22 protein-coding genes and 1 tRNA gene are annotated in these 23,439 nt (G+C 65.0%); 10 read left to right on the top strand and 13 right to left on the bottom strand.

Annotated elements, in window-relative coordinates; genetic code table 11:
* Positions 1-30 precede the first annotated feature (30 nt).
* Together AC1DT6_RS08735 and AC1DT6_RS08730 are read left to right on the top strand one after the other, a co-directional pair.
* On the top strand, positions 31-405 hold the full coding sequence (locus AC1DT6_RS08735; protein ID WP_441632609.1) for an MliC family protein: 375 nt from the start codon (positions 31-33) through the stop codon (positions 403-405).
* A gap of 74 nt (positions 406-479) precedes the next feature.
* The gene (locus AC1DT6_RS08730) at positions 480-866 is read left to right on the top strand and encodes a hypothetical protein (protein WP_477114633.1); all 387 of its coding nucleotides are present in this window, start codon (positions 480-482) and stop codon (positions 864-866) included.
* A 535-nt stretch (positions 867-1,401) separates the two neighbouring features.
* On the opposite strand, the gene AC1DT6_RS08725 is transcribed toward AC1DT6_RS08730, so the two are convergent.
* Both AC1DT6_RS08725 and AC1DT6_RS08720 read right to left on the bottom strand, forming a co-directional pair.
* The gene (locus AC1DT6_RS08725; RefSeq protein ID WP_045235539.1) at positions 1,402-1,686 is read right to left on the bottom strand and encodes a hypothetical protein; all 285 of its coding nucleotides are present in this window, start codon (positions 1,684-1,686) and stop codon (positions 1,402-1,404) included.
* A gap of 138 nt (positions 1,687-1,824) precedes the next feature.
* Positions 1,825-2,052, bottom strand: coding sequence for a hypothetical protein (locus AC1DT6_RS08720; RefSeq protein ID WP_276289358.1), 228 nt, complete (start codon positions 2,050-2,052; stop codon positions 1,825-1,827).
* A 181-nt stretch (positions 2,053-2,233) separates the two neighbouring features.
* Between AC1DT6_RS08720 and AC1DT6_RS08715 the strand changes: the two genes are divergently transcribed.
* Positions 2,234-3,505: a serine hydrolase domain-containing protein gene (locus AC1DT6_RS08715; RefSeq protein ID WP_441632604.1), complete on the top strand. Its 1,272-nt coding sequence runs from the start codon at positions 2,234-2,236 to the stop codon at positions 3,503-3,505.
* 102 nt (positions 3,506-3,607) lie between these two features.
* Here AC1DT6_RS08715 and AC1DT6_RS08710 read toward each other — a convergent pair whose 3' ends face one another.
* The 6 genes from AC1DT6_RS08710 to AC1DT6_RS08685 all read right to left on the bottom strand — a co-directional run bounded on the left by AC1DT6_RS08710 (position 3,608) and on the right by AC1DT6_RS08685 (position 8,245).
* Complete coding sequence (locus AC1DT6_RS08710; protein WP_045235542.1) at positions 3,608-3,892, bottom strand: hypothetical protein; 285 nt, start codon at positions 3,890-3,892, stop codon at positions 3,608-3,610.
* A gap of 124 nt (positions 3,893-4,016) precedes the next feature.
* Positions 4,017-4,232, bottom strand: coding sequence for a hypothetical protein (locus AC1DT6_RS08705; RefSeq protein WP_276289355.1), 216 nt, complete (start codon positions 4,230-4,232; stop codon positions 4,017-4,019).
* Positions 4,233-4,319: 87 nt separating this feature from the next.
* Complete coding sequence (locus AC1DT6_RS08700) at positions 4,320-4,523, bottom strand: hypothetical protein (RefSeq protein WP_276289354.1); 204 nt, start codon at positions 4,521-4,523, stop codon at positions 4,320-4,322.
* 101 nt (positions 4,524-4,624) lie between these two features.
* Entirely contained in the window at positions 4,625-5,866 is a 1,242-nt protein-coding gene (locus tag AC1DT6_RS08695; protein ID WP_441632601.1) for a CaiB/BaiF CoA transferase family protein, read from the bottom strand.
* 161 nt (positions 5,867-6,027) lie between these two features.
* Positions 6,028-7,005 (bottom strand): Bug family tripartite tricarboxylate transporter substrate binding protein, encoded by a 978-nt coding sequence (locus AC1DT6_RS08690; protein ID WP_441632599.1) that lies wholly within the window; start codon positions 7,003-7,005, stop codon positions 6,028-6,030.
* Positions 7,006-7,078: 73 nt separating this feature from the next.
* A complete protein-coding gene (locus tag AC1DT6_RS08685; RefSeq protein ID WP_441632597.1) occupies positions 7,079-8,245 on the bottom strand; it encodes an acyl-CoA dehydrogenase family protein in 1,167 nt (388 codons plus the stop codon).
* 199 nt (positions 8,246-8,444) lie between these two features.
* Here AC1DT6_RS08685 and AC1DT6_RS08680 point away from each other — a divergent pair, with 199 nt between their 5' ends.
* Both AC1DT6_RS08680 and AC1DT6_RS08675 read left to right on the top strand, forming a co-directional pair.
* Positions 8,445-9,227: an IclR family transcriptional regulator gene (locus AC1DT6_RS08680; protein WP_441632595.1), complete on the top strand. Its 783-nt coding sequence runs from the start codon at positions 8,445-8,447 to the stop codon at positions 9,225-9,227.
* A complete protein-coding gene (locus AC1DT6_RS08675; protein WP_441632593.1) occupies positions 9,227-10,039 on the top strand; it encodes an IclR family transcriptional regulator in 813 nt (270 codons plus the stop codon). Before AC1DT6_RS08680 ends, AC1DT6_RS08675 begins: the two co-directional genes overlap by 1 nt.
* A 36-nt stretch (positions 10,040-10,075) precedes the next feature.
* On the opposite strand, the gene AC1DT6_RS08670 is transcribed toward AC1DT6_RS08675, so the two are convergent.
* The 4 genes from AC1DT6_RS08670 to acs form a co-directional block, all read right to left on the bottom strand.
* Positions 10,076-10,456, bottom strand: a complete 381-nt coding sequence (locus AC1DT6_RS08670) for a DUF5594 family protein (RefSeq protein ID WP_441632591.1) — start codon at positions 10,454-10,456, stop codon at positions 10,076-10,078.
* Positions 10,457-11,041: 585 nt separating this feature from the next.
* A tRNA-Ser gene (locus AC1DT6_RS08665) sits at positions 11,042-11,132 on the bottom strand.
* A gap of 62 nt (positions 11,133-11,194) precedes the next feature.
* A complete protein-coding gene (locus AC1DT6_RS08660) occupies positions 11,195-13,246 on the bottom strand; it encodes a sodium:solute symporter family protein (protein ID WP_441632589.1) in 2,052 nt (683 codons plus the stop codon).
* 87 nt (positions 13,247-13,333) lie between these two features.
* Entirely contained in the window at positions 13,334-15,316 is a 1,983-nt protein-coding gene (gene acs / locus AC1DT6_RS08655) for an acetate--CoA ligase (protein WP_045235550.1), read from the bottom strand.
* A gap of 393 nt (positions 15,317-15,709) precedes the next feature.
* Between acs and AC1DT6_RS08650 the strand changes: the two genes are divergently transcribed.
* From AC1DT6_RS08650 to murI, 3 genes are all read left to right on the top strand, one after another.
* Entirely contained in the window at positions 15,710-16,636 is a 927-nt protein-coding gene (locus tag AC1DT6_RS08650) for a DMT family transporter (protein ID WP_441632585.1), read from the top strand.
* Positions 16,637-16,787: 151 nt separating this feature from the next.
* Positions 16,788-18,311, top strand: coding sequence for a fumarate hydratase (locus tag AC1DT6_RS08645; protein ID WP_276287777.1), 1,524 nt, complete (start codon positions 16,788-16,790; stop codon positions 18,309-18,311).
* Positions 18,312-18,431: 120 nt separating this feature from the next.
* Positions 18,432-19,244, top strand: a complete 813-nt coding sequence (gene murI / locus AC1DT6_RS08640) for a glutamate racemase (RefSeq protein WP_477114632.1) — start codon at positions 18,432-18,434, stop codon at positions 19,242-19,244.
* A gap of 21 nt (positions 19,245-19,265) precedes the next feature.
* Here murI and AC1DT6_RS08635 read toward each other — a convergent pair whose 3' ends face one another.
* On the bottom strand, positions 19,266-21,566 hold the full coding sequence (locus AC1DT6_RS08635; RefSeq protein WP_441632580.1) for an AAA family ATPase: 2,301 nt from the start codon (positions 21,564-21,566) through the stop codon (positions 19,266-19,268).
* Between the two features lie 431 nt (positions 21,567-21,997).
* Between AC1DT6_RS08635 and AC1DT6_RS08630 the strand changes: the two genes are divergently transcribed.
* Positions 21,998-22,654, top strand: coding sequence for an energy transducer TonB (locus tag AC1DT6_RS08630; protein WP_441632578.1), 657 nt, complete (start codon positions 21,998-22,000; stop codon positions 22,652-22,654).
* 29 nt (positions 22,655-22,683) lie between these two features.
* Complete coding sequence (locus AC1DT6_RS08625) at positions 22,684-23,412, top strand: MotA/TolQ/ExbB proton channel family protein (protein ID WP_441632576.1); 729 nt, start codon at positions 22,684-22,686, stop codon at positions 23,410-23,412.
* Positions 23,413-23,439 lie beyond the last annotated feature (27 nt).

The following is a 23,439-nucleotide window of genomic DNA, read 5'->3' as shown; positions in this document are numbered from 1 at the left end:
TCATCGGCACCTGATCAACAAGGAAACCACATGTCCCTTCGTTCGCTCCTGCGCCGCGCCGCCAACTGCGCTCTCGCCGGCGCCATCTGCCTGGCCGCGGCCCCCGCCTTCGCCAGGCCCGGCATCGACGGCGTGCGCTTCGACCCGGCCCGCACCGTGCGCTACCAGTGCGACGAAGGCAAACAGCTCACGGCGCGCTACTTCAACAGCGCAGACAACCAGATCGCCATCCTGCGGCTGGACGGCAAGCCGCTGCTCTTCGTCAGCGTGCTCACCGGCTCTGGCGCCCGCTATGCGCATGGTGCCCACCTGTGGATCACCAAGGGCGACGAAGGCATGCTGGAGGACCTGACCAAGGGCGAAAACGCACCGCCGGTCTACGCCAACTGCCGTGCGGTCAAGTAGACCATCTCCAGAACATTTTGGTGCTGACGCCCCGGTCGAGCGATAATGCGGGTTATCRAATCAGGGAGAACACCATGGACGAGATTGATGATCTGTCCGATCTGCCGATGCCCCGCTTTATCTGGGGCTTCGCGATCTTCACGCCCAAGGGCGGCGAGGTCATGCATGACGAATTTGAATATCTGACCCATACCCGCGCGCCGCGCTTCACGTGCCGGGTGGTCGAACTGGAAGACATGCCGGTCGACAGCGAGGAAACCGGCATCGACGGSCGCMTCGTGCAYTACGACGAGCCGGGCCGCCTGTTCTACATCTCCGACGCCGGCATCGCCCTGGTGAACTTTGAGTTGTTCGACAAAGTGCCGGAGAAGCAGAAACTCAAGAAGATCTGCGACGAAGCCATCGAAAACTGGATGTTACGGCGCGATTTCCTCGATTCGGAGGAAGGCGAAGAGGACTGAGCGTCCCTTTACCCCTTTGCCCACACCGAGGGATAACGGCCGGCAGGTCGTTATCCCCAGGCCCCGCCTGGCGTCTCCGCCGGGCAGCCGAATTCCCCCGACTCCCCTCCCCCGTCCTTCCCGCCGCTCCCGGCTGAGCCGTCCCTTGCGCGGCAAACCCGCTGCCCCTGGCATGCGCAGAGTTCCTACATTCGTCAGCCGCATCCTACAACGCAAGGGGAAGCCGCCGGACACCGCGCCAGATCCGCCCTGCTTATAGTGGAACCATGGAAAACACGGAAGAAAGGAAGGAAATCATGCCCTACATCCTCGCCTGGTTGCTCGGTGTCCCGGCCTTCGTGCTGCTGCTGATCTGGCTGTTCGTGCATTAAGTTGCGAGCTTGCCGATCCGGCGCATAACCCGGACCCCGGATAGCAAAACGCCCGCTGATATGCCAGCGGGCGTTTTGTTTTTACCATTCAGCGTTTCGCGCCACCCTGTGAATGAAGGCGCACATGTTTCAGCGTTTCATCCCAGACCGCGTCCACGCGGATATCAGCCTGCCGCGTCCTGCGCGGGCAGGCCGCGTTCCAGCGCTTCCTTGAGCAGGCCGCTCATGCCACCGGCATGCGCCGGAGCCAGCGCCTGCAGGCGCTTGACCAGTTCAGCGTCGAGCTTGCAGGCAAACGGCACCAGGCCTTGTTCCTGGTCGAGCCGGCGCTGTTCGCGGCGATCGACCTTGGCCGGGCCGGTATCGCGCCCGGCGCGGAGGGCGGCGGACAGCTTCAGGCTGTTGGCCAGCTTCAGTGCTTTGTTCTTTTCGAGGTCGGTCTTTTTCACGGCATGTTCCGCTAGAGTCTGTCTGGGGCGGTATTGTACGCAGGTCGGCGGCAGGTCCCGCTTTGTATTGCGCGCGCTGCACAGCGCGCGCACGCCCGGCACCCGCGCCCCACGTCCCGAGACTACCTCGGACCGCGCCTATTCCGCCTCCCTCACCTCGATCAACTCCGCCGCCACACGCTCGATCTCCGCGTAGACGGGAAGCGCCTCGTCCGGGCCGGTACAGCCGACGCCGGTCGCACTGGCTTCGTCAGCGCCGGGCGGATGAAAGACAAACGCCATGCCGGGCTGCCACCTCGGATCGTTCTTCAGGCTTTCATTGAGGATTGCCAGATACTGGCCGCGAGTGAACACGTGCTTGGACATCTTCACCTCCGAATAATTTGTCGGGATCGTAGCATGGCGCGAGGCCTGATCCGGGTGAGCCTCGATACACGCGCACGATCATGCATGCGATGATCGCGTGGCTTTTGCCGGAATCGAGCCGCTATCGATGCAACATCGATAAGACATTGCCAAAACAACGATAAGACAAAGGATGAGACAAATGATACGTAGCACATTGCCAGTGCTTGCGGTCGCGTTGCTGGCCGCTTGCGCGGCCCCGGAGTCGACGCAGAGCGCCGCCCCGCTCACGACCCGTTTTTCCACCGCGCAACTGGACGCCATGAGCACACGCGTGCGTGCCGATGTCGCGCAGGGCCGTATTCCCGGCGCCGTGTACCTGCTCGCACGCAACGGCAAAATCGTCGATACGCAGTCCATCGGCTGGCAGGATGCGGCCGGCAAGGTACCGATGCGGTCCGACTCGATCTTCCGCATCTATTCGATGAGCAAGCCAATCGTCTCGGTGGCCGTGATGATGATGGTCGAGGACGGACGCCTGCAGCTTGCCGATCCGGTCTCCAGGTACCTGCCCGAACTCAAGGGCCTGCGGGTCGGCGTGGAGAAGACCGACGCCGCCGGCAAGCCCGTGCTGGAACTGGTGCCAGCCCAGCGCGAGATGACAGTGCAGGACCTGATGCGCCATACGTCGGGGCTGACCTATGGCGTGTTCGGCAAGTCGCTGGTCAAGGAGGAATACAAGCGCCTGGACGTGGATGCCACAGAGCAAAGCAATACGGAATTCATTAGCCGTCTCGCCAAGGTGCCGCTGCAGTTTCAGCCGGGCACCACCTGGGAGTACAGCCGCTCCACCGATGTGCTGGGCGCCTTGCTGGAACGCGTGTCGGGCCAGACCCTGGCGGCGCATCTGCAGCAGCGCATCTTCACGCCCTTGCAGATGAAGGACACTGGCTTCTGGGTTCCGCAGGCCCAGCAGGCCCGCATCGCCGAGCCCTTTGCCATCGACCCCGACAGCAAGGTACCGGTCGGGCTGATCGATGTGCGCCACGCGCCGAAACTCGAATCGGGTGGCGGCGGGCTGGTGTCGACCGCGGCGGATTACTTCCGCTTTGCCCAGATGCTGCTCAACGGCGGCGAAATCGACGGCGTGCGCCTGCTCTCGCCGAAGACGGTCGCCTATATGACTGCCGACCACCTCGGCACGATTGCCGGGCCTTCGCTGGCGCGCGGCCCGGCCTACCTGCCGGGTCCGGGCTATGGCTTCGGCCTCGGTTTCGGCACGCGCACGGGCACTGGCGAGGCAGCCACGCCGGGGTCGGTTGGCGACTACTACTGGGGCGGAGTCGGGGGCACCTACTTCTGGGTCGACCCGAAGGAGAAGACCGTGGCGATCTGGATGATGCAGGCGCCCGGGCAGCGTGAGTACTACCGCGCCTGGTTCCGGAACAAGGTGTATAGCGCCATGACGCCGTGATGCGCGGATGACAGGACCGGCGCGCACGCGCCGGTAGCGATGGCATGGCGACGCGGCCGCCTGCCGCCGCATTGGAGCGCCGGCGCCAGCCGGCCTCCCCCCCTACAGCGCGCTGACGGACTCGCCCGGCACCAGGCCGTTGATGATGTCCTCGCCGAACTTCACCGCGCCGCGGCGCGCGGTGCCGATATTGTCCCAGGGCGCCGCGGCAAGCCGGAACACGCGCGAACGCTCGGTGCCCGGCTCATGTCCTTCGCGGCAGATAACCACGGAAGCATTGAAACTGCGATCCGGCCGGCGCTCTGGCCAGGTGCGCTCAGCCTGGTGGCGATAGATCAGCGGATAGAGATCGAAACCCTTGTAGCGGGTAAATGGTCCAGTGTCCAACTTGCGCTCCCCTAGTGATGGTTGAATGGCGAATGCGGCCTGCCGGCGCCGCACCGCAGCGGATTCGCCTCGCCCTGTTCCCGGGCGATGGCGACAATACCTTCATGCTGCCTTCAGGTTGCCTTCAGGTCTGTATCGACCAGCCAGGCCCCTTGCCGTTCTTGTCGCTCTCGTGCCGCCAGCGGCAACCGCAATCGGCACAGGTGTAGGTGGCAAAGGTGATCGCGGGCTGGCCGCGCGGCTTGATGCGCTGCGTGTCCGTCAATAGCAGCCGGGGATGCCCCGTGCCGCCGATCGAGCCAGGCTGGATCTGCGCACAGGCCTCGCACATGCTCATCATCGCTCCCGCGCCTTGCGCGTGCACTTCGTCCCCGCGTGCCGGCCTCGCACCGCCAGTGCGAGGAACCGCATCGCCAATACCGTGCGGCTATCTATCCGCCGCCATCGCCTTGAGCTGCGCGTCGCCGGCTACGCGCGCAGCATCCGATGTGGTGAAGGTATCGTCCGAAACAATGGTGCGCTTGAGCAACTGCGCAGAGAAATCGACCAGGGTGATTACCCATACATAGCGCCCCGCCTGGGGGGCTGTCTGGACAATAGCCTGCAGGTGCGGCGTGGAATCCTTAGCCATGATGCTCCTCCGGAGGATCGCATCAGGGCACTTTAGCACGAGTTGCGCATGAGGCGGCTGCAACGCCTCCTCGGCCGGGACACGCGACGCTCACGGCGCGCTCAGACCACTTGCTGTCCGCGCAGCGTCTCCAGATCGGCCGCCGTCAGGCCCAGTTCGCCGTAGAAGGCGTCGTTGTGCTCGCCCACCGCCGGGCCGCTGCGGGGCGCCGGCGGCTGGTGGCCGGAAAACCGCGGCACCATGCAAGGCGCGGGAATCGAGCCGAGATCGGGATCGGGCAAGCGGACGATCGCGCCGCGTGCCTGGAAATGCGGATCCCGCATGATATCGGCGATGGTGAATATCTTGCTGAACGGGATCTCGCGCGCGCCGAGCGCCTGCGCCACTGCCGCGTAGTCATGCGTGGCGAACCATGTCTTGATGACGGCATCGAGCGCATCCAGATGGCGCACGCGCTCCGGGTTGCTGGCATAGCGCGGGTCGTCCGCCATGCCGGCCTCGCCGATGGCATGGCAAAGGCGGCGGAAGATCGGGTCCGACGAGGCTACCAGCGAAACCCAGTGGCCATCCGCCGTGGCGTACATATTGGACGGCGCGGTGTAGGTGGCACGATTGCCGGCGCGCTGGCGCACCTGCCCCAGTTGCTCGTACTCCACGGCGAGCGGCTCCAGCAAACGGAACAATGCCTCAGTCGCCGACAGGTCGATCTCGCGGCCGTGCACGCCATTGCCACGATCCTGCGCGCGCCGGCTGTCGGCCACGGCGGCCGCAATCGAAAACGCACCGAACAGCCCCGCCACCATATCGCCCATCGGATAGTTCATGTGCAACGGCGGGCCGCAGGGATCGCCCACCAGGTTGGTGAAGCCGCTCATCGCTTCGAACACGCGCGCAAAACCCGCGCGACCAGCATACGGCCCGGTCTGCCCGAAGCCGGTCAGGCGCAGGATCGTCAAGCGCGGGTTGGCGGCGTGCAGCGTCCCGGCATCCAGGCCCCAGCGATCCAGCGTGCCGGTACGGAAGTTCTCCACCAGCACGTCGAACTGCGGCAGCATCTTGAGAAACAGTGCGCGGCCCTCCGGTTTGCGCACGTCGAGCGTGATGCCGCGCTTGCCGCGATTGGTGACCTTCCAGTAAAGCGGCAGCTTATCCTTGACCGGCGCCAGCCCACGCAGCGGATCGGTGCCGTCGGGCAACTCGAGCTTGACGACTTCCGCGCCCATGTCGGCGCACAGCGTGCTGGCAAACGGGGCGGCCACAACCGTGGCCATGTCGAGGATGCGCACGCCGGCCAGCGGCCCGCCTTGATGCGCGGCAGCCGCGTCTTGATCTGTGTGGTTCATGATGGAGTCGGGGGAACGAGTCTTGTGTGGTGGGCAATAGCAGGAGCTCGCACAAGCGCTGCCCGGACCTATCGCATTGCGCGGCGTAACGCTGGGCGTTTTCGTCATGGCCGCCATGGCCGGACCCTGAACTTGGCTATGCATACCTGCTGCATATCTGCTTAGTCGAGCGTGGTGCCGGTCGACTTCACCAGCGCAGCCCACCATGCCGTATCGCTACGGATCTGCGCGGCGAACTGTTCGGGCGTATTGCCGACCGGTTCCGCGCCCAGGTCCACCAGGCGCTTGCGCATCTGCGGCCTGGCCAGGATCTTTGCGGTCGCGTCATGCAGCCTGGCAATGATCGGGCGCGGCGTGCCGGCCGGAGCCATCAGCCCCTTCCATGCCGTCACCACGTAGCCCTTCAGGCCGGCCTCCTCCATCGTCGGCACATCGGGGAGCGCACTGGCGCGTTTGTCGCTCGCCACCGCCAGGGCACGCAGGCGGCCCGACTGGACATACGGCAACAGCGCGGGCATGTTGTCGATCATCATCGTAATGTGCCCGGCGATCAGGTCGGCCACCGCAGGGCCGCTGCCCTTGTACGGCACGTGCTGCAGCTTGATGCCCGCGGACTGGTTCAGCAACTCGCCCGCAAGCTGCGCCGGCGAGCCGTTTCCGGGCGAGCCAAAGCTGAGCGTTCCGGGCCTGGTCTTGGCGTAGGCGATGAACTCCTTGAGATTGAGCGCCGGAATCGAAGGGTTGACCACCATCAGGTTGTGTTCGCGCGCGAGCATCGTGACTGGCGCCAGATCGCGCACCGGGTCATAGGACATGCGAGGGTAAAGGCTGGGGTTGATGACGGTGGCCCCCGCCGCAGCGAGCAGCAGCGTGTAGCCGTCGGGCGCTGCCTTGGCCACCGCATCGCCGCCGATATTGCCGCCCGCGCCGGCCTTGTTCTCCACGACCACGGACTGCCCGAGTTCCTCCTTCAACTGTTCGGCCAGCAAGCGCGCGAGCGTATCGGTGGAGCCGCCCGGCGGGAACGGCACGACCAGCCGGATCACCTTAGCGGGATAAGCCGCCTCGGCCAGCGCGGGTTGCACGAGTCCAAGCGTGGCCAGCAGGACAGCGCCTGCCGCAAGCATGGTTTTCAACATGGTGTCTCCTTGACGGTATGACGCCACCTGGCGCGACCGCCGGCGGCTGCTCTTTCTTGACGAAACCGAACGATTACGACGCGCTCGCGGCAGCAGCCAGCGCGAGCGTGCGTTTGGCGATATTGAGTTGGTGGATCTGGCTGGTGCCTTCGTACAGCCGGAACAGGCGCACGTCGCGATAGAAGCGTTCGATGCCGAAATCGGCGATATAACCGTAGCCGCCAAACATCTGCACGCAGCGGTCGGCCACGCGCCCGCACATCTCGGAAGCGAAGTACTTGCAGATCGAAGCCTGCATGGTGACGTCCTCGCCGCGATCGCGCTGACGCGCCGTTTCCATGATCAGCGCGCGCGCCGCGTGGATCTCGGTCTGGCAGTCGGCAATCATCGCCTGCACCAGCTGGAATTCCGCCAGCGGCTGGCCGAACTGCTGGCGCCCGGCAACGAACCGGATCGCCTCGTCGAGCATGCGGATGGCCGGCCCGGTGCACAGCGCGGCCAGGTGGATGCGCTGCTTGTTGAGCACCTTCATCGCGGTGCGAAAGCCCTGCCCTTCCTCGCCGCCGATGAGGTTGGAGGCCGGCACGCGGCAGTCGCTGAAATGCACTTCGGACACCGGCGAGCCCTCCTGCCCCATCTTGCGGTAGGGCTGCCCGGTACTCAGTCCCGGCGTGCCGCGTTCGACGATGAACGCCGAGATGCCGGCCGCGCCGGCGCGCGCGGGATCGGTGCGCGCCATGACCGTGAACAAGCCGGCGATGGGCGCATTGGTGATGAAACACTTGGTGCCGTTGATCACGTAATGATCGCCTTCGCGCCGCGCGGAAGTCGTCAGCGCCGTGGCGTCCGAGCCGGCCTCCGGCTCGGTCAGCGCGAAGGAGCCGGTCAGCTCCCCGCTGGCCAGCAAAGGCAGGTAGCGGCGCTTCTGCGCCGCCGTGCCGTCCGCCACCAGCGCCTCGGAGCCAATGCCGGTATTGGTGCCCACCCGCGCACGGAAGGCCACCGAGCATTGCGACAGCTCCAGCGCCGCCAGCACCAGCTCCTCGGTCGTCATGCCGGCGCCGCCGTACTCCTCGGGAATCGAAAATCCGAACAGGCCCATCCCGGCCATTTCCCGCACCAGCGGCTCGGGCACATCGTCCAGCCTGGCGACTTCGGCCTCACGCGGCACCAGCCGCTCGCGCACGAAACGCCGCAATTCGGCCAGGAAGGCTTGGAAGGCATCCGGTTCCCTGATCATCTGTCTTGCTCCATCCGGTCATTGCCGCCGGGATCGGCCGCATGCAAACCAGCGTAGCAATCCGTGCCTGGAAAGCGGATCGATGTTTTGCTATCTTGAACGCAGGCCATGCGCGCCGGGCGCATCAATGGCTATGATGGATGCATGCCACGCCCATGCGGCCTGCCCGCGCCCTCCGCCGTTTCCGCCCCCCCAAATCATGCCGCCCCGTCCCCATCACCCCGACCCCGCCTTCGCCACCACGCTGGCCCACGGYCTGGCGCTGCTGGAGTGCTTCCGAGTGGGCGAGCCGGTCATGAGCAACAAGCAACTGGTGGAACGCACCGGGCTGTCCAAGGCCACGATCAGCCGCCTGACCTACACGCTGGCGGCACGCGGGTTGCTGCTCTACGACACGGAGCTGCGCCGCTACCGGCTGGGTTCCACCGCGCTCTCGCTGGGCTACCCGCTGCTGGCCAGCCTCAAGGTCAGGCAGCTCGCGCGGCCGCTGATGAAGGCACTCGCCGACCAGGTCGGCGGCTCGGTCTCGCTGGGCCTGCGCGACCGGCTGCAGATGGTCTATGTGGAAACCAGCCGCGGCCACGACGCCATCGCCTTCCGGCCCGATATCGGCGCATCCCTGCCCATGCTCGCCACCGCCATGGGGCGGGCATGGCTGTGCCAGGCGTCCCCGGTGGAACGGGAGCCGGTGCTGGCGGCACTACGCGTGGCCGATGCAGGGCAATGGCAGGCTCACGCGCCCGCGCTGGACGCCGCGGCGCATGATCTTGCCACGCTCGGATTCTGCCTCTCGCGCGGGGAATGGCAGCGCGACGTGCATGCAGTGGCCGTGCCGATGCGCGCCGAAATCGATGGCGAGACGCTGGTCTTCAATTGCGGCGTGCCCGGCGCCAGGATGACACCGCGCAAGCTCGAACGCGAGATGGGGCCGCGCCTGCTGCGGCTGGTCCGGCGCGTGGAAAAGGAACTGGGGACATCGTGATGGCAGCGACGCCTTCCCAGATTGCACCCGCAGCGGACCAGGACAATGCCGCCGACCGCCAGTTCGCCACCACGCTAGCGCACGGCATCGATATCCTGCTGTCCTACCGTGCCGGCGAGTCCCTGCTCGGCAACAAGGATTTCGCGCAACGCACCGGCCAGTCGCGATCGGCCGTGGCCAGGCTCACGCACACGCTGACCGTGCTCGGCTACCTGCGCCGTGACGCCACCCAGGCCAAGTACCGGCTGGGCGCGCCGGTGCTCTCGCTCGGCTATCCGCTGCTGGCCAGCATGCATATCCGCCAGCTCGCGCGGCCGCTGATGAAGGAACTCGCTGATCGCATTGGCGGCGCGGTCTCGCTCGGCATGCGTGACCGCACGCAGATGATCTATGTCGAAACCGCCCGCTCCACCGACAGTCTTGTCGTCACGCCGGACATTGGCGCAGCGCTGCCAATGCTCACCACGGCCATCGGCAAAGCCTGGTTGTGCAAGGCGCCCGCGGCGGAGCGCGACAGCGTGCTCAACCGCCTGCGCCTGCAAGACCCGGAAGCCTTCATTCGATTCCATCCACAGCTAGCGAACTTGCGCCAGGACTTCGAAGCCAAGGGCTACTGCGTGAATCGCGGTGAATGGCGCGGCGATGTGTATGCCTTTGCGGTGCCGTTATTCAGGCCGGTGGATTCCCAATGGCTGGTCTTCAACTGTGGCGTGTCGGCACAGGCAGGGTCGTTTGCCATGCGCGAACGCGAAGTCGCACCGGGGCTGCTGACCCTGGTGCGTAGCGTGGAGGACTTGCTGGGGATGCGGTGAGTGCGCGGGTTCGATACAGGATGCCGGACACCGGACTCAATGCTCGAAATCGAGCCCACCAAGCAGCACCGTGGGATCCGCTTGCGAACGCGTCCCGAAATCGATCTGCCGCGGCGTCTGCCACGCGCGCATCTTGCCCGCCAGGGCCGCGAGATAGTGCTCGAACTTCTCCGCGCCGCCGGCAGCGAACAACGCCTCGACCTCGAGACTGTCCCACGACAGGTAGACGTTCAACTGGTGCGCGAACCGCCGCGGTTCATCGAACGGTTCGCCGCAGAGATGGACCCGCGCGGGGCAGTCGGACGTCTCGTCTGGTATGACCTCCACGCGGATACGCTGCTTGAACAGATTCGCTATCGTCTCGGCGATTCGCGGGGCAAACTCCGCGTTGAAACGCGGTGCGATGTCATGGCTCACTGAATGTCTCTTCCCGGTTTTTGAGGATCGTAGCACGGGGCGTTCGCCCCGGCGGCGCCGGGATTGCGAGTCGATTTCCAGACGATCGCCGCGTGCGCCAGGGAGCACAAGCGCCCGGGATGCTATCGCGCAAAAGCAGGTTGACCCCGCCATTTGCTGACCTATACTGAAAACCTGCCGGCTGAGACACGCAGTAGCAATGCGAAGGTAAGCGGCAGAATGATCCCCCTGGCCAATATGGCAGTGAGATCAAGCGTGCCAGATAGGCATGCAAGTCCGAACCGGATCCCAGTGAGTTTGCCGACCCGGTTCGGATCCCCCCGCAGTTGCGGGAAACAACAAGCACCTCCACGAGGTGCTTTTTTATTGCCCGGAGCGAACCTTGGGAACGGACTGCAGACCCAGGCCCCGCTTTCGCTGGCCGGCGGAGCACAACGAAGCGGAGCTACCGGCGCAAACCCGAACGCATTGCAACGCCGCAGACAGACAAAGAAAAAGGGCTGGGCCATCGTTTCCAATGACCCAGCCCTTGATCCATGACCCACGGGTTAAGAAGCGCTAACCCGCAAAGCCTTACAGTATAAGTGGCGGAGAGACGGGGATTCGAACCCCGGATAGGCTATTAACCTATACACGCTTTCCAGGCGTGCGACTTAAACCGCTCATCCATCTCTCCAGCAAGTCCACGAGTATATCAGAGGGTTATCCGGAAAATCTAGTGTTTCCTGCTCCGCCGGCCTAACCACGCCGCAGGTACGTCACCAGCCGGTCGATCACCGGGGCGTTGCGTGGTGTCAGGAGGCTGACCAGGATCGCCACGGCAAACCCGGCTGGCACGCCGAATGCGCCGGAGGCGATCGGGTCCACGCCGAACCAGCGGTTGCCGAAGATGCCCGTCATCCGGGTAAAGAACGGATAGTTGACGAAAATATAGTAGATCGACACGCTCAGCCCCGCCACCATCCCGGCGACCGCCCCCGCGGCTGTGGTGCGGCGCCAGAAGATCGCCAGCACCAGCACCGGGAAGAAACTGGAGGCCGCCAGCGAGAATGCCGCGCCGACCAGGAAAAGGATATTGCCGGGCCGCAGCGACGTGACGTAGGAGGCAAACAGCGCCACCCCGAGCAGCACGATCTTGGCGGTGGTGACGCGGCGCTGGTGGCTCGCGGTGCGGTCGATCATGTGATAGAAAACGTCGTGCGAGAGCGCATTGGCGATGGTGAGCAGCAGGCCGTCCGCGGTGGACAACGCCGCCGCCAGCGCACCGGCGGCAACCAGCCCCGAGACCACATAGGGCAAGCCGGCGATCTCCGGCGCGGCCAGCACGATCATGTCCGGCTGGATCAGGATCTCCGCCCACTGCACGATGCCGTCGCCATTGACATCGCGAATACCGAAGACGGGCGGGTCGACCTTGCGCCACTGCACCACCCACTGCGGCAACTCCGCGTACGGCGTGCCAACCAGGTGCTGGAAGAATTCGTACTTGACCAGCGCCGCGAGCGCCGGCGCGGAGACGTACAGCAGCGCGATGAAAAACACTGCCCAGGCCACCGAGTTGCGAGACTCCTTCACTGAAGGCGTGGTGTAGAGCCGGGTCAGGATATGCGGCAGGCTGGCCGTGCCAAGCATCAGGCAGAACACCAGCAACACGAAATTCAGCCGCTTGGTCTTGCGCTCTTCCTCCGAGGGCGACGGGTACGGTTCGGTCGACGGAATGGAGGGTTGGCTGCGCGCCAGGGCCTCCTCGCGCTGCTGGTTCCATTGCTGATGGGCTGTGGCGACATCGCGCGGAAATTCGATCCGTTCGCGCTCGACCGTCTTGATCTCGCGCAGCGGCGCGTTGCGCAAGCGCAGTTCCTGCAGGCGCGCGGACAACGCGTTGCGTTCGTCGTCGAACGATTGCGGCAACCTGGCGATGCGCTCCTGCATCTGGATGGCCTGCTGGCGATAGTGTTCGCGCACGGCCTGCTCGGCCGGGTCGCGCTCTATGCTGCGCTCGCGTGTGTCGATCTGCTGCAGCAGCGTGCCGTAGCTCAATTGCGGCAGCACTTCGTGATGATGCTTCCAGGCAATCATCGAGACCGTCACCAGGAAGGCCACGATCAGCATGATGTATTGCGCGACCTGGGTCCACGTCACCGCGCGCATGCCGCCGAGGAATGAGCAGACCAGTATCCCCGCCAGGCCGAAGAACACACCGACGGCAAACTCCACGCCGATAAAGCGGGTGACGATCAGCCCTACCCCCTGGATCTGCGCTACCAGGTAGACGAAGGAACACAGCGACGCCGCCATCACGGCGATCGCGCGCACCGGCATGTTGCCGCCGGGCTTGCCGTTGCCATAGCGCGCGGCCAGGAAGTCGGGGATGGTGTAGCCGCCATACTTGCGCAGATAGGGCGCAAGCAGGAAGGCAACCAGGCAATAGCCGCCGGTCCAGCCCATCACATAGGCCAGGCCTTCGTAGCCCGACGCGAACAGGATGCCGGCCAGGCCGATGAAGGACGCCGCGCTCATCCAGTCGGCGGCGATCGCCATGCCGTTGAACAGCGCGGGGACGCGCCGTCCGGCTACATAGTATTCATTGAGGTCAGAGGTACGGCAGATCAGCCCGATGCACGCATAGATGGCGATGGTGACGAACAGGAAGACGTAACCGAGCCAGAGTGCATCGCCGCTGGAGCGCTCCAGCAGGCCCATCATGCCGATAAAGACAAACAGGCCGATCGTGAACAAGCCGTAGTACAGCAGCAGCCGTCGGCGAAAGCGCGACTGTTCGTCGGGCATGAGAGCAGTGGTTAAACAGGCGGGGTGGATGCGGAGGAAACCTGCCGGCACGCGCATGGCGCGCCGGCAGGTTGGCCGGGAACCCCGTTATTGTGCCTGCTTGAGCTGGTCCAGGATGGCGGGGTTTTCCAGGGTGGACGTGTCCTGGGTGATTTCTTCGTTCTTCGCGAGCGAGCGCAACAGGCGCCGCATGATCTTGCCGGAGCGCGTCTTGGGCAGGTTATCGCCGAAGCGGATGTCCTTGGGCTTGGCGATCGGGCCGATCTCCTTGCCCACCCAGTTGCGCAACTCGGCGGCGATCTGCTTGGCCTCTTCCTCGTTCGGACGGGAACGCTTGAGCACCACGAAGGCGCAGATGGCCTCGCCGGTCATGTCGTCCGGACGGCCAACCACCGCGGCTTCGGCCACGATCGGGTTGGACACCAGCGCGGACTCGATCTCCATCGTGCCCATGCGGTGACCCGAGACATTGAGCACGTCGTCGATGCGGCCCATGATGGTGAAGTAGCCGGTATCCTTGTCGCGGATCGAACCGTCGCCGGCGAGATAAAGCTTGCCACCGAGTTCTTCCGGGAAGTAGCTCTTCTTGAAGCGTTCCGGGTCGCCCCAGATGGTACGGATCATCGAAGGCCACGGGCGCTTGACCACCAGGATGCCGCCACTGCCATTGGGTACGTCCTGCCCGGTTTCATCGACGATTGCCGCGATGATGCCTGGCAGCGGCAAGGTGCAGGAACCCGGCACCAGCGGCGTGGCGCCCGGCAGCGGCGTGATCATGTGGCCACCGGTCTCGGTCTGCCAGAAGGTATCGACGATCGGGCAGCGCTCGCCGCCGATATTGCGGTAGTACCACATCCAGGCTTCGGGGTTGATGGGTTCGCCCACCGTGCCCAGCAGGCGCAGGCTGGACAGATCGTATTGCCTGGGATGGATCTTCTCGTCGGCCTCGGCGGCCTTGATCAGCGAGCGGATCGCGGTCGGCGCGGTGTAGAAGATGCTGACCTTGTGGCGCGCGATCATCTCCCAGAAGCGGCCGGCGTTGGGATAGGTGGGCACGCCTTCGAACACCACCTGGGTAGCGCCGGCGGCCAACGGACCGTAGGCGATATAGGTGTGCCCGGTGACCCAGCCGATATCGGCGGTACACCAGAACATGTCGTCGGGCTTGATGTCGAAGCTCCACTTCATCGTCATCAGCGCCCACAGCAGGTAGCCGCCGGTGCTGTGCTGCACGCCCTTGGGCTTGCCGGTGGAGCCAGACGTATAGAGCACGAACAGCGGATGCTCGGCGCTGACGGGTTCCGCTTCGCAGGTCTCCGGCTGGCCGGCTGCGACTTCGTCCATCCAGCGGTCGCGGCCTTCGTTCCAGTTGACCTTGCCACCTGTGCGGCGGTACACGATCACATTCTTCACGGCTTCGCAGCCGCCCAGCGCCAGTGCTTCGTCAGCGATGGCCTTGAGCGGCAGCGCCTTGCCGCCGCGCATCTGCTCGTCGGCGGTAATCAGTGCCACCGCGCCCACGTCGACCAGCCGCTCCTGCAGCGACTTGGCGGAGAAGCCGCCGAACACCACGGAATGGGTCGCCCCAAGGCGGGCGCAGGCCTGCATCGCCACCACGCCCTCGATGGACATAGGTATGTAGATGACGACGCGGTCGCCTTTCCTGACGCCGAGCGCTTTCAGACCGTTGGCGAACTGGCAGACCTTGGCATGCAGCTCGCGGTACGTCACCTTGCTGACGGTGCCGTCGTCGGCCTCGAAGACGATGGCCGCCTTCTCCGCATTGCCGTTATCCAGATTGCGGTCCAGGCAGTTATAGGAGGCATTGAGCTCGCCGTCCTCGAACCACTTGTAGAACGGTGCATTGCTCTCGTCGAGCACCTTGGTGAAGGGTTTGGTCCAATGCAGTTGCTCGCGGGCGTGGCGCGCCCAGAACCCCTCGTAGTCGCGGTCGGCTTCATCGCATAGCGCCTGGTAAGCCTCCATGCTGGGGATCGCGGCTTGCTTGGCGAAGGATTCGGGGGGATTGAAAATGCGATGCTCCTGCATCACCGACTCGATGGCGGACATTTGTTTGTCTCCTGATATAGCGTGGCAGCCTGGCTGCAAGTTACGCTCGACGGCTTACTTAAACCTGACGCTGCAAAAGCGGCCCGCGCGCCTGTCCGCACCGATGTGCCGCCTGCTGCATCGCAACATGGATCGCCGCCGGGTATTCCGGCGCGGTACGTGACAAGACCTGCGGGCAAGGAAGTGCAGCCCTCTCCATTAGGCTAGCACAGCTATAATGCCGCGAGTCCTATTCCGAACATGGCGCTGCGGCATTGCGGACTCCGCTTGCAGGGATGCGCCTTGCACGCCATGTGCACGGCTACCGGATCGCCCTCTCCCATGCGCGCCATCGCGATCCATCGGGGGGCGCACCCCAAATCACCGTAGAAGCGCAGTTCCACCCCAAACCTCGTGCCCATCCACGCCCTCTTCCTGATTGCCGCCATGGCCCTTGTCGGCAGCAATGTCGGATTGGGCAAGGCCATCGTGGCTTACGTGCCGATCCTGCTGTTCGCGCTGCTGCGCTTCGCCATCGCCATTGTCTGCCTGGCGCCCTGGTACCGTCCGTCGCGCATGCGCGCAGTGTCGCGCGGCGAGTGGCTCAATCTCTTCCTGCAAGCCTTCTTCGGGACGTTTCTGTTCACGCTGCTGATGCTGGGCGGCGTGCGCCTGACCAGCGCCATGGCCGCCGGCGTGATCACCAGTACCATCCCGGCCACGGTGGCCCTGCTCTCCTGGCTGATCCTGCGCGAGCGGCTGTCGCGGCGCACGGTGTTCTCTGTGCTGCTTGCGGTGGCCGGCATCGCGGTATTGAACGTGGCGCGGGGCACGGATCACGGTGGCGGCAGCGGCGGCGAGAACGCCCTGGTCGGCAACCTGATGATCATGGGCGCGGTGATCTGCGAGTCGATCTACGTGATCCTCTCGCGGCGCCTCGCGCAAACCCTGGCCGCCATCGAGATCTGCGCCTATACGCACCTGATCGGCGGGCTGCTGATGCTGCCGCTGGGGCTGGTGCCGCTGCTGAGTTTCGATATGGCCTCGGCCCCGACGACCATCTGGCTGATGTTGCTGTGGTACGCACTGTCGGCCAGCATCTTCTCGTTCTGGCTGTGGATGAAAGGCGTGCGCCACGTGCCTGCGCAACTGGCCGGCGTGTTCACCGCGGTGCTGCCGATCGCGGCCGCCACGTACGGCATCGTCTTCCTCGGGGAAAAGCCGGGCTGGCCGCACGGCGTGGCGCTTGGCTGCGTGCTGGCCGGCATCGCGCTGGCAAGCTGGCCCGGGCCGCTGGCCCGCCGGGCCTGGCGTGCGGACCGGGACGAGGCGCGGCACTGAGACCAGCCTCGCAGGGTGCCGCTTTCGCCGCGCGGCGTGCACCCGGCATCACCCGAGACAATGTCGACACGCGCATGCAGCCCCGGCGCGGCCCCCCCTCCTCGGTGTATGATTCCGGGTTGAATTTCCCCTCGATTGTCCTCCCCATAAAATGACTGTCATCAGACAAGAAGACCTCATCCAGAGCGTCGCCGACTCCCTGCAATACATCAGCTACTACCACCCGATGGACTACATCACCAGCCTGGGCCGCGCCTATGAGCTGGAGCAGAGTCCCGCGGCCAAGGATGCGATCGCGCAGATCCTGACCAACAGCCGCATGTGCGCCGAAGGCAAGCGCCCGATCTGCCAGGACACCGGCATCGTGACGATCTTCGTCAAGGTGGGCATGGACGTGCGCTGGGACGGCGCCACCATGGGGCTGTCGGACATGATCAATGAAGGCGTGCGCCGCGGCTACACCAACCCGGACAACGTGCTGCGCGCATCCATCGTGAACCCGCCCGAAGGCGGCCGCAAGAACACCAAGGACAACACCCCCGCCGTGATCCACTATGAAGTGGTGCCGGGCAACACGGTGGACATCCAGGTGGCGGCCAAGGGCGGCGGCTCGGAGAACAAGTCGAAGTTCGTCATGCTCAACCCGTCCGACTCCATCGTCGACTGGGTGCTCAAGACCGTGCCGACCATGGGCGCCGGCTGGTGCCCGCCGGGCATGCTGGGCATCGGCATCGGTGGCACCGCCGAGAAGGCCATGGTCATGGCCAAGGAATCGCTGATGGACCCGATCGACATCCAGGACGTGATCGCCCGCGGCCCGCAGGACTGGATCGAGGAACTGCGCGTCGAACTGTACGAGAAGGTCAATGCGCTGGGCATCGGCGCACAAGGCCTGGGCGGCCTGGCCACCGTGCTGGACGTCAAGATCATGGGCTATCCGACCCACGCGGCTTCCAAGCCGGTGGCGATGATCCCGAACTGCGCGGCTACCCGCCACGTGCACTTCACGCTGGACGGCAGCGGCCCGGCCAAGCTCGAAGCGCCTGACCTGTCGGCCTGGCCGAAGGTCGAGTGGGCACCGAACACCGAGACTTCCAAGCGCGTGGACCTGAACACGCTGACGCCGGAAGAAGTCGCTTCGTGGAAGCCGGGCCAGACCCTGCTGCTCAACGGCAAGATGCTGACTGGCCGCGACGCTGCCCACAAGCGCATCGCCGACATGCTGGCCAAGGGCGAAAAGCTGCCGGTGGACTTCAAGAACCGCGTGATCTACTACGTGGGTCCGGTCGACCCGGTGCGCGACGAAGCCGTTGGCCCGGCAGGCCCCACCACCGCTACCCGCATGGACAAGTTCACCGAGATGATGCTGGCCGAAACCGGCCTGATCTCGATGATCGGCAAGGCCGAGCGCGGCCCGGTGGCGATCGAGGCCATCAAGAAGCACAAGTCGGCCTACCTGATGGCGGTCGGCGGCGCAGCCTACCTGGTGGCAAAGGCCATCAAGGAGGCCAAGGTGGTCGGCTTCGAAGACCTCGGCATGGAAGCCATCTACGAGTTCGACGTCAAGGACATGCCCGTGACGGTGGCCGTGGACAGCGCAGGCACTTCGGTGCACAAGACCGGCCCCGCCGAATGGCAGGCCAAGATCGGCAAGATCCCGGTGGCGGCGCTGTAAATCCGGCGTTGTCATTCAAGCCTCGCCGTGATAGCCATGCTGTCAGCGAAAGCCGGGTCATCCGACCCGGCTTTTTGCTACCTGACTTCTTGATTGCCTGATTTGCCTTCTTCCCTTCCCGTGAACAACGCACCCATCGGCATTTTCGATTCCGGCCTCGGCGGCCTGTCGGTATTGCGCGAGATCCGCGCCCTGCTGCCGCATGAATCGCTGATCTACGTGGCCGACTCGAAGTACGCGCCCTATGGCGAAAAGCCCGAGCGTTTTGTCGAAGCGCGCACGCTGCAGGTTTGCGAATGGCTGGTGTCGCAGGGCTGCAAAGCGCTGGTGATCGCCTGCAACACCGCCACCATGCACGCGATCCACACGCTGCGCGAACGGCTGACGCTGCCCATCATCGGCGTCGAACCCGGCCTGAAACCGGCTGYCGCCGCGAGCCGCAGCAAAGTCGTTGGCGTGCTGGCCACGGGCAACACCTTGAAAAGCGCGAAGTTCGGCCGCCTGCTCGCCTCACTGGAAGGCGAGAGCCGGTTCCTCTGCGAGGCCGGTGTCGGGCTGGTGCCGCTGATCGAGCAAGGCAATGTGGACGGGCCGGCCGTGCGCGAGAAACTGACCGCCTACCTGTCGCCGATGCTCGAGGCCGGCGCCGATACGCTGGTGCTCGGCTGTACCCACTACCCCTTCCTGTCCGACACCGTGCGCGAACTGGTGGGAGACCGCCTGACGCTGGTCGATACCGGCGACGCCATCGCACGGCAACTGCGCCGCAAGTTGGCCGAGCACGGCATGACCGCCGATGCCGGTGCCGTGCCCGTCGACCGCTATACCTCCACCAAGGACGCCGCCCACCTGCGCGCCATGGCAGCGGCGCTGCTGCATGTGGACACGCTGGCGGAAACGCTGGTGATCGAGCCCGCGCCCGCAGTCGACTGAGGCCCGCGCCGTCCCATCCGGCTACTGCAGGAAGCCCAGCGGCCGGCGCTGCCGCACATCGGGCTTGACCGCATGTTCCTGGCGCAACTGCGCCAGGAATTCATCGGGGGTCAACGTTTCCCCGAGCAACACGCACTGACGCTTTACCGTGGCGAAGTCGCCCGGCGTCAGGCAATCCATCTTCGCGAGCTCCGCGCGCATGGCCGGGTCCAGGCGGCCGGCATCGGTATCGAGCGCCTCCTCGATGAACATCGCGGTACGCTGGTCCGCCTTGAGCGGCAGGAAGCGGATCTTGAACGAGAAACGCCGCAGCGCCGCCTCGTCGATGCGCTCGAACAGGTTGGTCGTGCAGACGAAGATGCCGTTGAAGCGTTCCATGCCCTGCAGCATCTCGTTGACCTCCGACACCTCGTAGTTGCGCACCGCGTTTTGCCGGCTTTGCATGAAGCTGTCGGCCTCATCCAGCAGCAGCACCGCGCCGTCCTCCTCGGCACGAGCGAACATCGCGGCGATCTGCTGCTCGGTTTCCCCCACGTATTTACTCATCAGGTCGGAGGCGCGCCGGATCATCAGCGGCTGTTCAAGCGCGGCCGCGATATGCTCCGCAAGCGCGGTCTTGCCCGTGCCCGGCGGTCCGTAGAAGCACAACGTGCCGCGCTGCCTGGCCTTGAGCGCCTGCACGATCTTGCCGACTTCGTAGCGCGTCTCCAGGTTGAGGTAATCCAGGCGATAGTGCGTCACCACCGGGCGCCCTTCCACTTCCGGGCGCAAACCCATGGCGCGGTCGGCGTGGTCCAGTTGCCGCAGTATCAGCGCCTCCACCGGTTCGGCAACGCCGGGCCCCGCCAGTTGCACGAAGCGCGCCGCCGACTGCACCTGTGCCGGCGTCAGGGTCTTGCGCGCCGCCAGCGAAGCGATAAAGGCATCGCTCACGTCCAGCGTGCCGAGGTGCTTGCGGATAATGTTCTCGCGCACCAGCGGCGGCGGGATCTTCAGCTCCAGATGAAACTGGAAGCGGCGCAGGTAAGCCGGATCGATCTGGCGAATCGAGTTGGAGATCCAGATCACCGGCACCGGATTTTGCTCCAGGGTCTGGTTGACCCACGCCTTGCCGTTCACGGAGCCACGCGTGTCCTCCTGGCCGAACAGGCTGGTCAGCTCGCGCGCGCTGCCCGGGAACACATCCTCGACTTCGTCGAACAGCAGTGCCGTGCGCGGACGGCCACGCAGGAATGCCTGCGACACCTGCAGCGAGCGGTAACGGTCCTTGCCCGACAGGCTGTTGCCGTCACGGTCCAGGCAGTCCACTTCATACAGCTCACACCCTGCCTCGCGCGCGAGCAGCCGCGCGAACTCGGTCTTGCCGGTGCCCGGCGGGCCGTAGATCAGCACGTTCACGCCGCAGGCGTGCTGCCGCGTGGCGTTCGCGAGCAAGGCGGAGAGGTAGCGCGCATCGGTCTCGACGTGCGGATAGTCGCCGGTGCCGAGCGTGGGCGCGGCCGCCGGACGCGTGAACACCGCCATCATCTCGGCTTCATTGGCGTAATTGCCGAGCAGCACGTGCAACAAGCGATCCGACAAACGCATGAGGTCGCCGAGATCGGTCACACTGTTCTCGGGCAGTGGCTGCTCRATCAGGTTGAGCGTCTCCAGGCGCGAACCAGGCCGCAGCGAAGCGGCCACCGCGGCAGGGCTGGCACCGGTCAGTCCCGCCAGGATCTGGAAAGCCTCCTGGCTGTGCGCCACCTTGCAATCCACCATCACGGCGCGCAGATCGCGCTTGTATTTGGCCAGCGCCGCGTAGAGCAGCAGCTTGCGCTCGTGCTCGGGCAAATCCAGCACATGGCTGAGCATGTCGATATTGCGTACCAGCAGCACGCGCTCGCCGTCCAGCCGCGCGGCCAGCGCCGCCGCCGACGCGTCGAAAACGGCAAACATATCCTTGGCGTGGTGCTTGACGTACTCGTCCAGGTAATAAAACAGCGCGCTTTCATCAAAGGCGCTGTTCCATTGTCCGTGCCGCTCCAGGAACTCTTCCGGCGTCAGGCGCGCAGCGCCCTTCCAGGCAGGCATGTCGGCGCAGCGCGCGGCGAGGAAACGCTGCACGCGCAGCACCACGCCATAAGGCCACACCATCTCCTGGGCGCTGACAGTCAGGATGTCGTTGATATTGCTGCGCAGGTTGAATCTTGGTCCCAGCGAGCACACGACACGCAAGGCGAACTGGGCACACATCCAGTCAAGCGCGGAAGTACACGGCGCGCCGGCAGCGGCGCGCAGGAGTGTCGAGCGGTCGTCTTCGGCGAAACGGGTGAAGTCCATGGCCTGGTCCTCTCGCACGGGGGAGCGCCGTCACCGGCGCGGCGAATTGCTCTTCTTTTCCTATGCTAGCGCGCTTTGTGGCAGATCGGGCATTGCCGGCAACCCTGTGCCGTACGAGAACACGCATTTTGTCGCGGCGCCGGTAGTGCACGGCCAAATCGGCGTATAAAGACGGCTGCGCGGCAGCGCAAGAATGCGATGCACAAAAACGCCAACAAATAAGAATCATTATCGTTTATACTCATCGCCTGACACGCTGCCTCAAGAGCGGCGCTCCCACCGGCATCACTGTTGAAGGAGCGTTTATCATGGAATTGCTGCTTAGCTTGCTGGTCGGTTGTGGCATCTCGCTGATCCTGTTCTATCGCAAATAGGCCCTATCGCTAATAAAGCCGGCGCCGCGCCAATTCGCCGACATCTGCTGTTTTCTCATGTTCGATCAACGTTTTTTCAAGATCACGCTCGCCGTCCTGCTGTTCCACGCCGGACTGCTTTACCTGATCCAGAGCGGGCTGGGCCGTAAAATCACGGAGGCCGTGATCTCTCCGGAAATCGTCGCCCGCATCATCCCGCTCGAGCCGCCTCAGAAACCTGCCGTCGAAACACCCAAGCCCAAGCCGGAGACCCCACCCAAGCAAGTGAAGGTCACCACGCCCAAGCCCACTCCGCCGCAACCGCGCCCCACGCCGACGCCGGTGGCTTCGCTGCCGCCGACACCCAATGCCGTGGAAGCGCCGCCCGCGCCACCTGCCCCCCCGGCCCCTCCGGCGCCCGCCCCCGAGCCTCCCGCTCCGGTGTCGGCGGCGCCACGCGCGGTTGGCATCGGCGAAATCCAGTGCAGCCCGCCGCAACCCACCTATCCGTCGCAATCGCGCCGCATGGGTGAAACCGGCAAGGCCGTGGTTCGTCTGACCACGGACGAGACCGGCAAGGTGGTCAAGACTGCTGTCGTGAGCTCAAGCGGATCTTCCCGCCTGGACCAGGCTGCCGTGGACGCGGTGCAACGCATGCGCTGCAAGCCATATCTGGACAACGGTCGTGCCGTGGCGGTTACCGCCCAGCAGCCGATCGGGTTCGAACTCAACTGATTTCAATACCGACCTCACCAGGAACCAACATGCAGGACCTCGGACTCTCCCACCTCTGGACGCAAGGCGATTTCGTCATGCGTGCCACCGCCATCATTCTGCTCATCATGTCGCTGGCTTCGTGGATCGTGATTCTCACGAAGGCGTGGGATCTCTTCCGGCTGAAGAAAATGGCGCACGGCGCCGAAAAGCAATTCTGGCACTCCGACGATTTCGATCACGCCCTCGAAACGCTCGGCAGCAGCGACGCCAACCCATTCCGTTCGCTCGCCATGACCGGCAAGGAGGCCGCGCAGCACCACCGCGCCAGCCAGCCCCAGTTGCACGATGTGATGGACATCTCGGACTGGATCACCCGCTCGCTCAAGAGCGCCATCGACGACGCCGTCGCGCGCATGCAATCGGGCCTGGCTGTGCTGGCTTCGGTCGGTTCCACGGCCCCGTTCGTTGGCCTGTTCGGCACCGTGTGGGGCATCTATCACGCGCTGATCAACATCGGCGCCTCCGGCGTGCCGACCATCGACAAGGTGGCGGGCCCGGTGGGCGAGGCACTGATCATGACCGCCTTCGGCCTGGCCGTTGCGATCCCCGCCGTGCTCGGCTACAACGCACTGACCCGCGGCAACAAGGGCGTGATCTCGAAGCTCAATCGCTTCGCCCACGACCTGCACGCCTATTTCGTCACCGGTGCCCGTGTGCGTCCGACCAGCGCCCGCCCCGACGACAATAGCGTGCGCCTCGCAGTCAAGAACCAGTAAGGCCGTAGCAAGGCAACAAGGAAGTCA

Source organism: Cupriavidus sp. 01L45 (assembly GCF_056399885.1).
Note: the sequence above shows the minus strand (reverse complement) of the source record. Positions and strands in the feature narration are given on the sequence as shown.

Bases quoted from the DNA above. Each gene is read 5' to 3' on its own strand.
- AC1DT6_RS08625 (WP_441632576.1), top strand. From the start codon at position 22,684: ATGCAGGACCTCGGACTCTCCCACCTCTGGACGCAAGGCGATTTCGTC.
- AC1DT6_RS08645 (WP_276287777.1), top strand. From the start codon at position 16,788: ATGACTGTCATCAGACAAGAAGACCTCATCCAGAGCGTCGCCGACTCC.
- AC1DT6_RS08630 (WP_441632578.1), top strand. From the start codon at position 21,998: ATGTTCGATCAACGTTTTTTCAAGATCACGCTCGCCGTCCTGCTGTTC.
- AC1DT6_RS08700 (WP_276289354.1), bottom strand. From the start codon at position 4,523: ATGGCTAAGGATTCCACGCCGCACCTGCAGGCTATTGTCCAGACAGCC.
- AC1DT6_RS08695 (WP_441632601.1), bottom strand. From the start codon at position 5,866: ATGAACCACACAGATCAAGACGCGGCTGCCGCGCATCAAGGCGGGCCG.
- AC1DT6_RS08735 (WP_441632609.1), top strand. From the start codon at position 31: ATGTCCCTTCGTTCGCTCCTGCGCCGCGCCGCCAACTGCGCTCTCGCC.
- AC1DT6_RS08715 (WP_441632604.1), top strand. From the start codon at position 2,234: ATGATACGTAGCACATTGCCAGTGCTTGCGGTCGCGTTGCTGGCCGCT.
- acs (WP_045235550.1), bottom strand. From the start codon at position 15,316: ATGTCCGCCATCGAGTCGGTGATGCAGGAGCATCGCATTTTCAATCCC.
- AC1DT6_RS08720 (WP_276289358.1), bottom strand. From the start codon at position 2,052: ATGTCCAAGCACGTGTTCACTCGCGGCCAGTATCTGGCAATCCTCAAT.
- AC1DT6_RS08675 (WP_441632593.1), top strand. From the start codon at position 9,227: ATGGCAGCGACGCCTTCCCAGATTGCACCCGCAGCGGACCAGGACAAT.
- AC1DT6_RS08705 (WP_276289355.1), bottom strand. From the start codon at position 4,232: ATGATGAGCATGTGCGAGGCCTGTGCGCAGATCCAGCCTGGCTCGATC.
- AC1DT6_RS08685 (WP_441632597.1), bottom strand. From the start codon at position 8,245: ATGATCAGGGAACCGGATGCCTTCCAAGCCTTCCTGGCCGAATTGCGG.
- AC1DT6_RS08660 (WP_441632589.1), bottom strand. From the start codon at position 13,246: ATGCCCGACGAACAGTCGCGCTTTCGCCGACGGCTGCTGCTGTACTAC.
- AC1DT6_RS08690 (WP_441632599.1), bottom strand. From the start codon at position 7,005: ATGTTGAAAACCATGCTTGCGGCAGGCGCTGTCCTGCTGGCCACGCTT.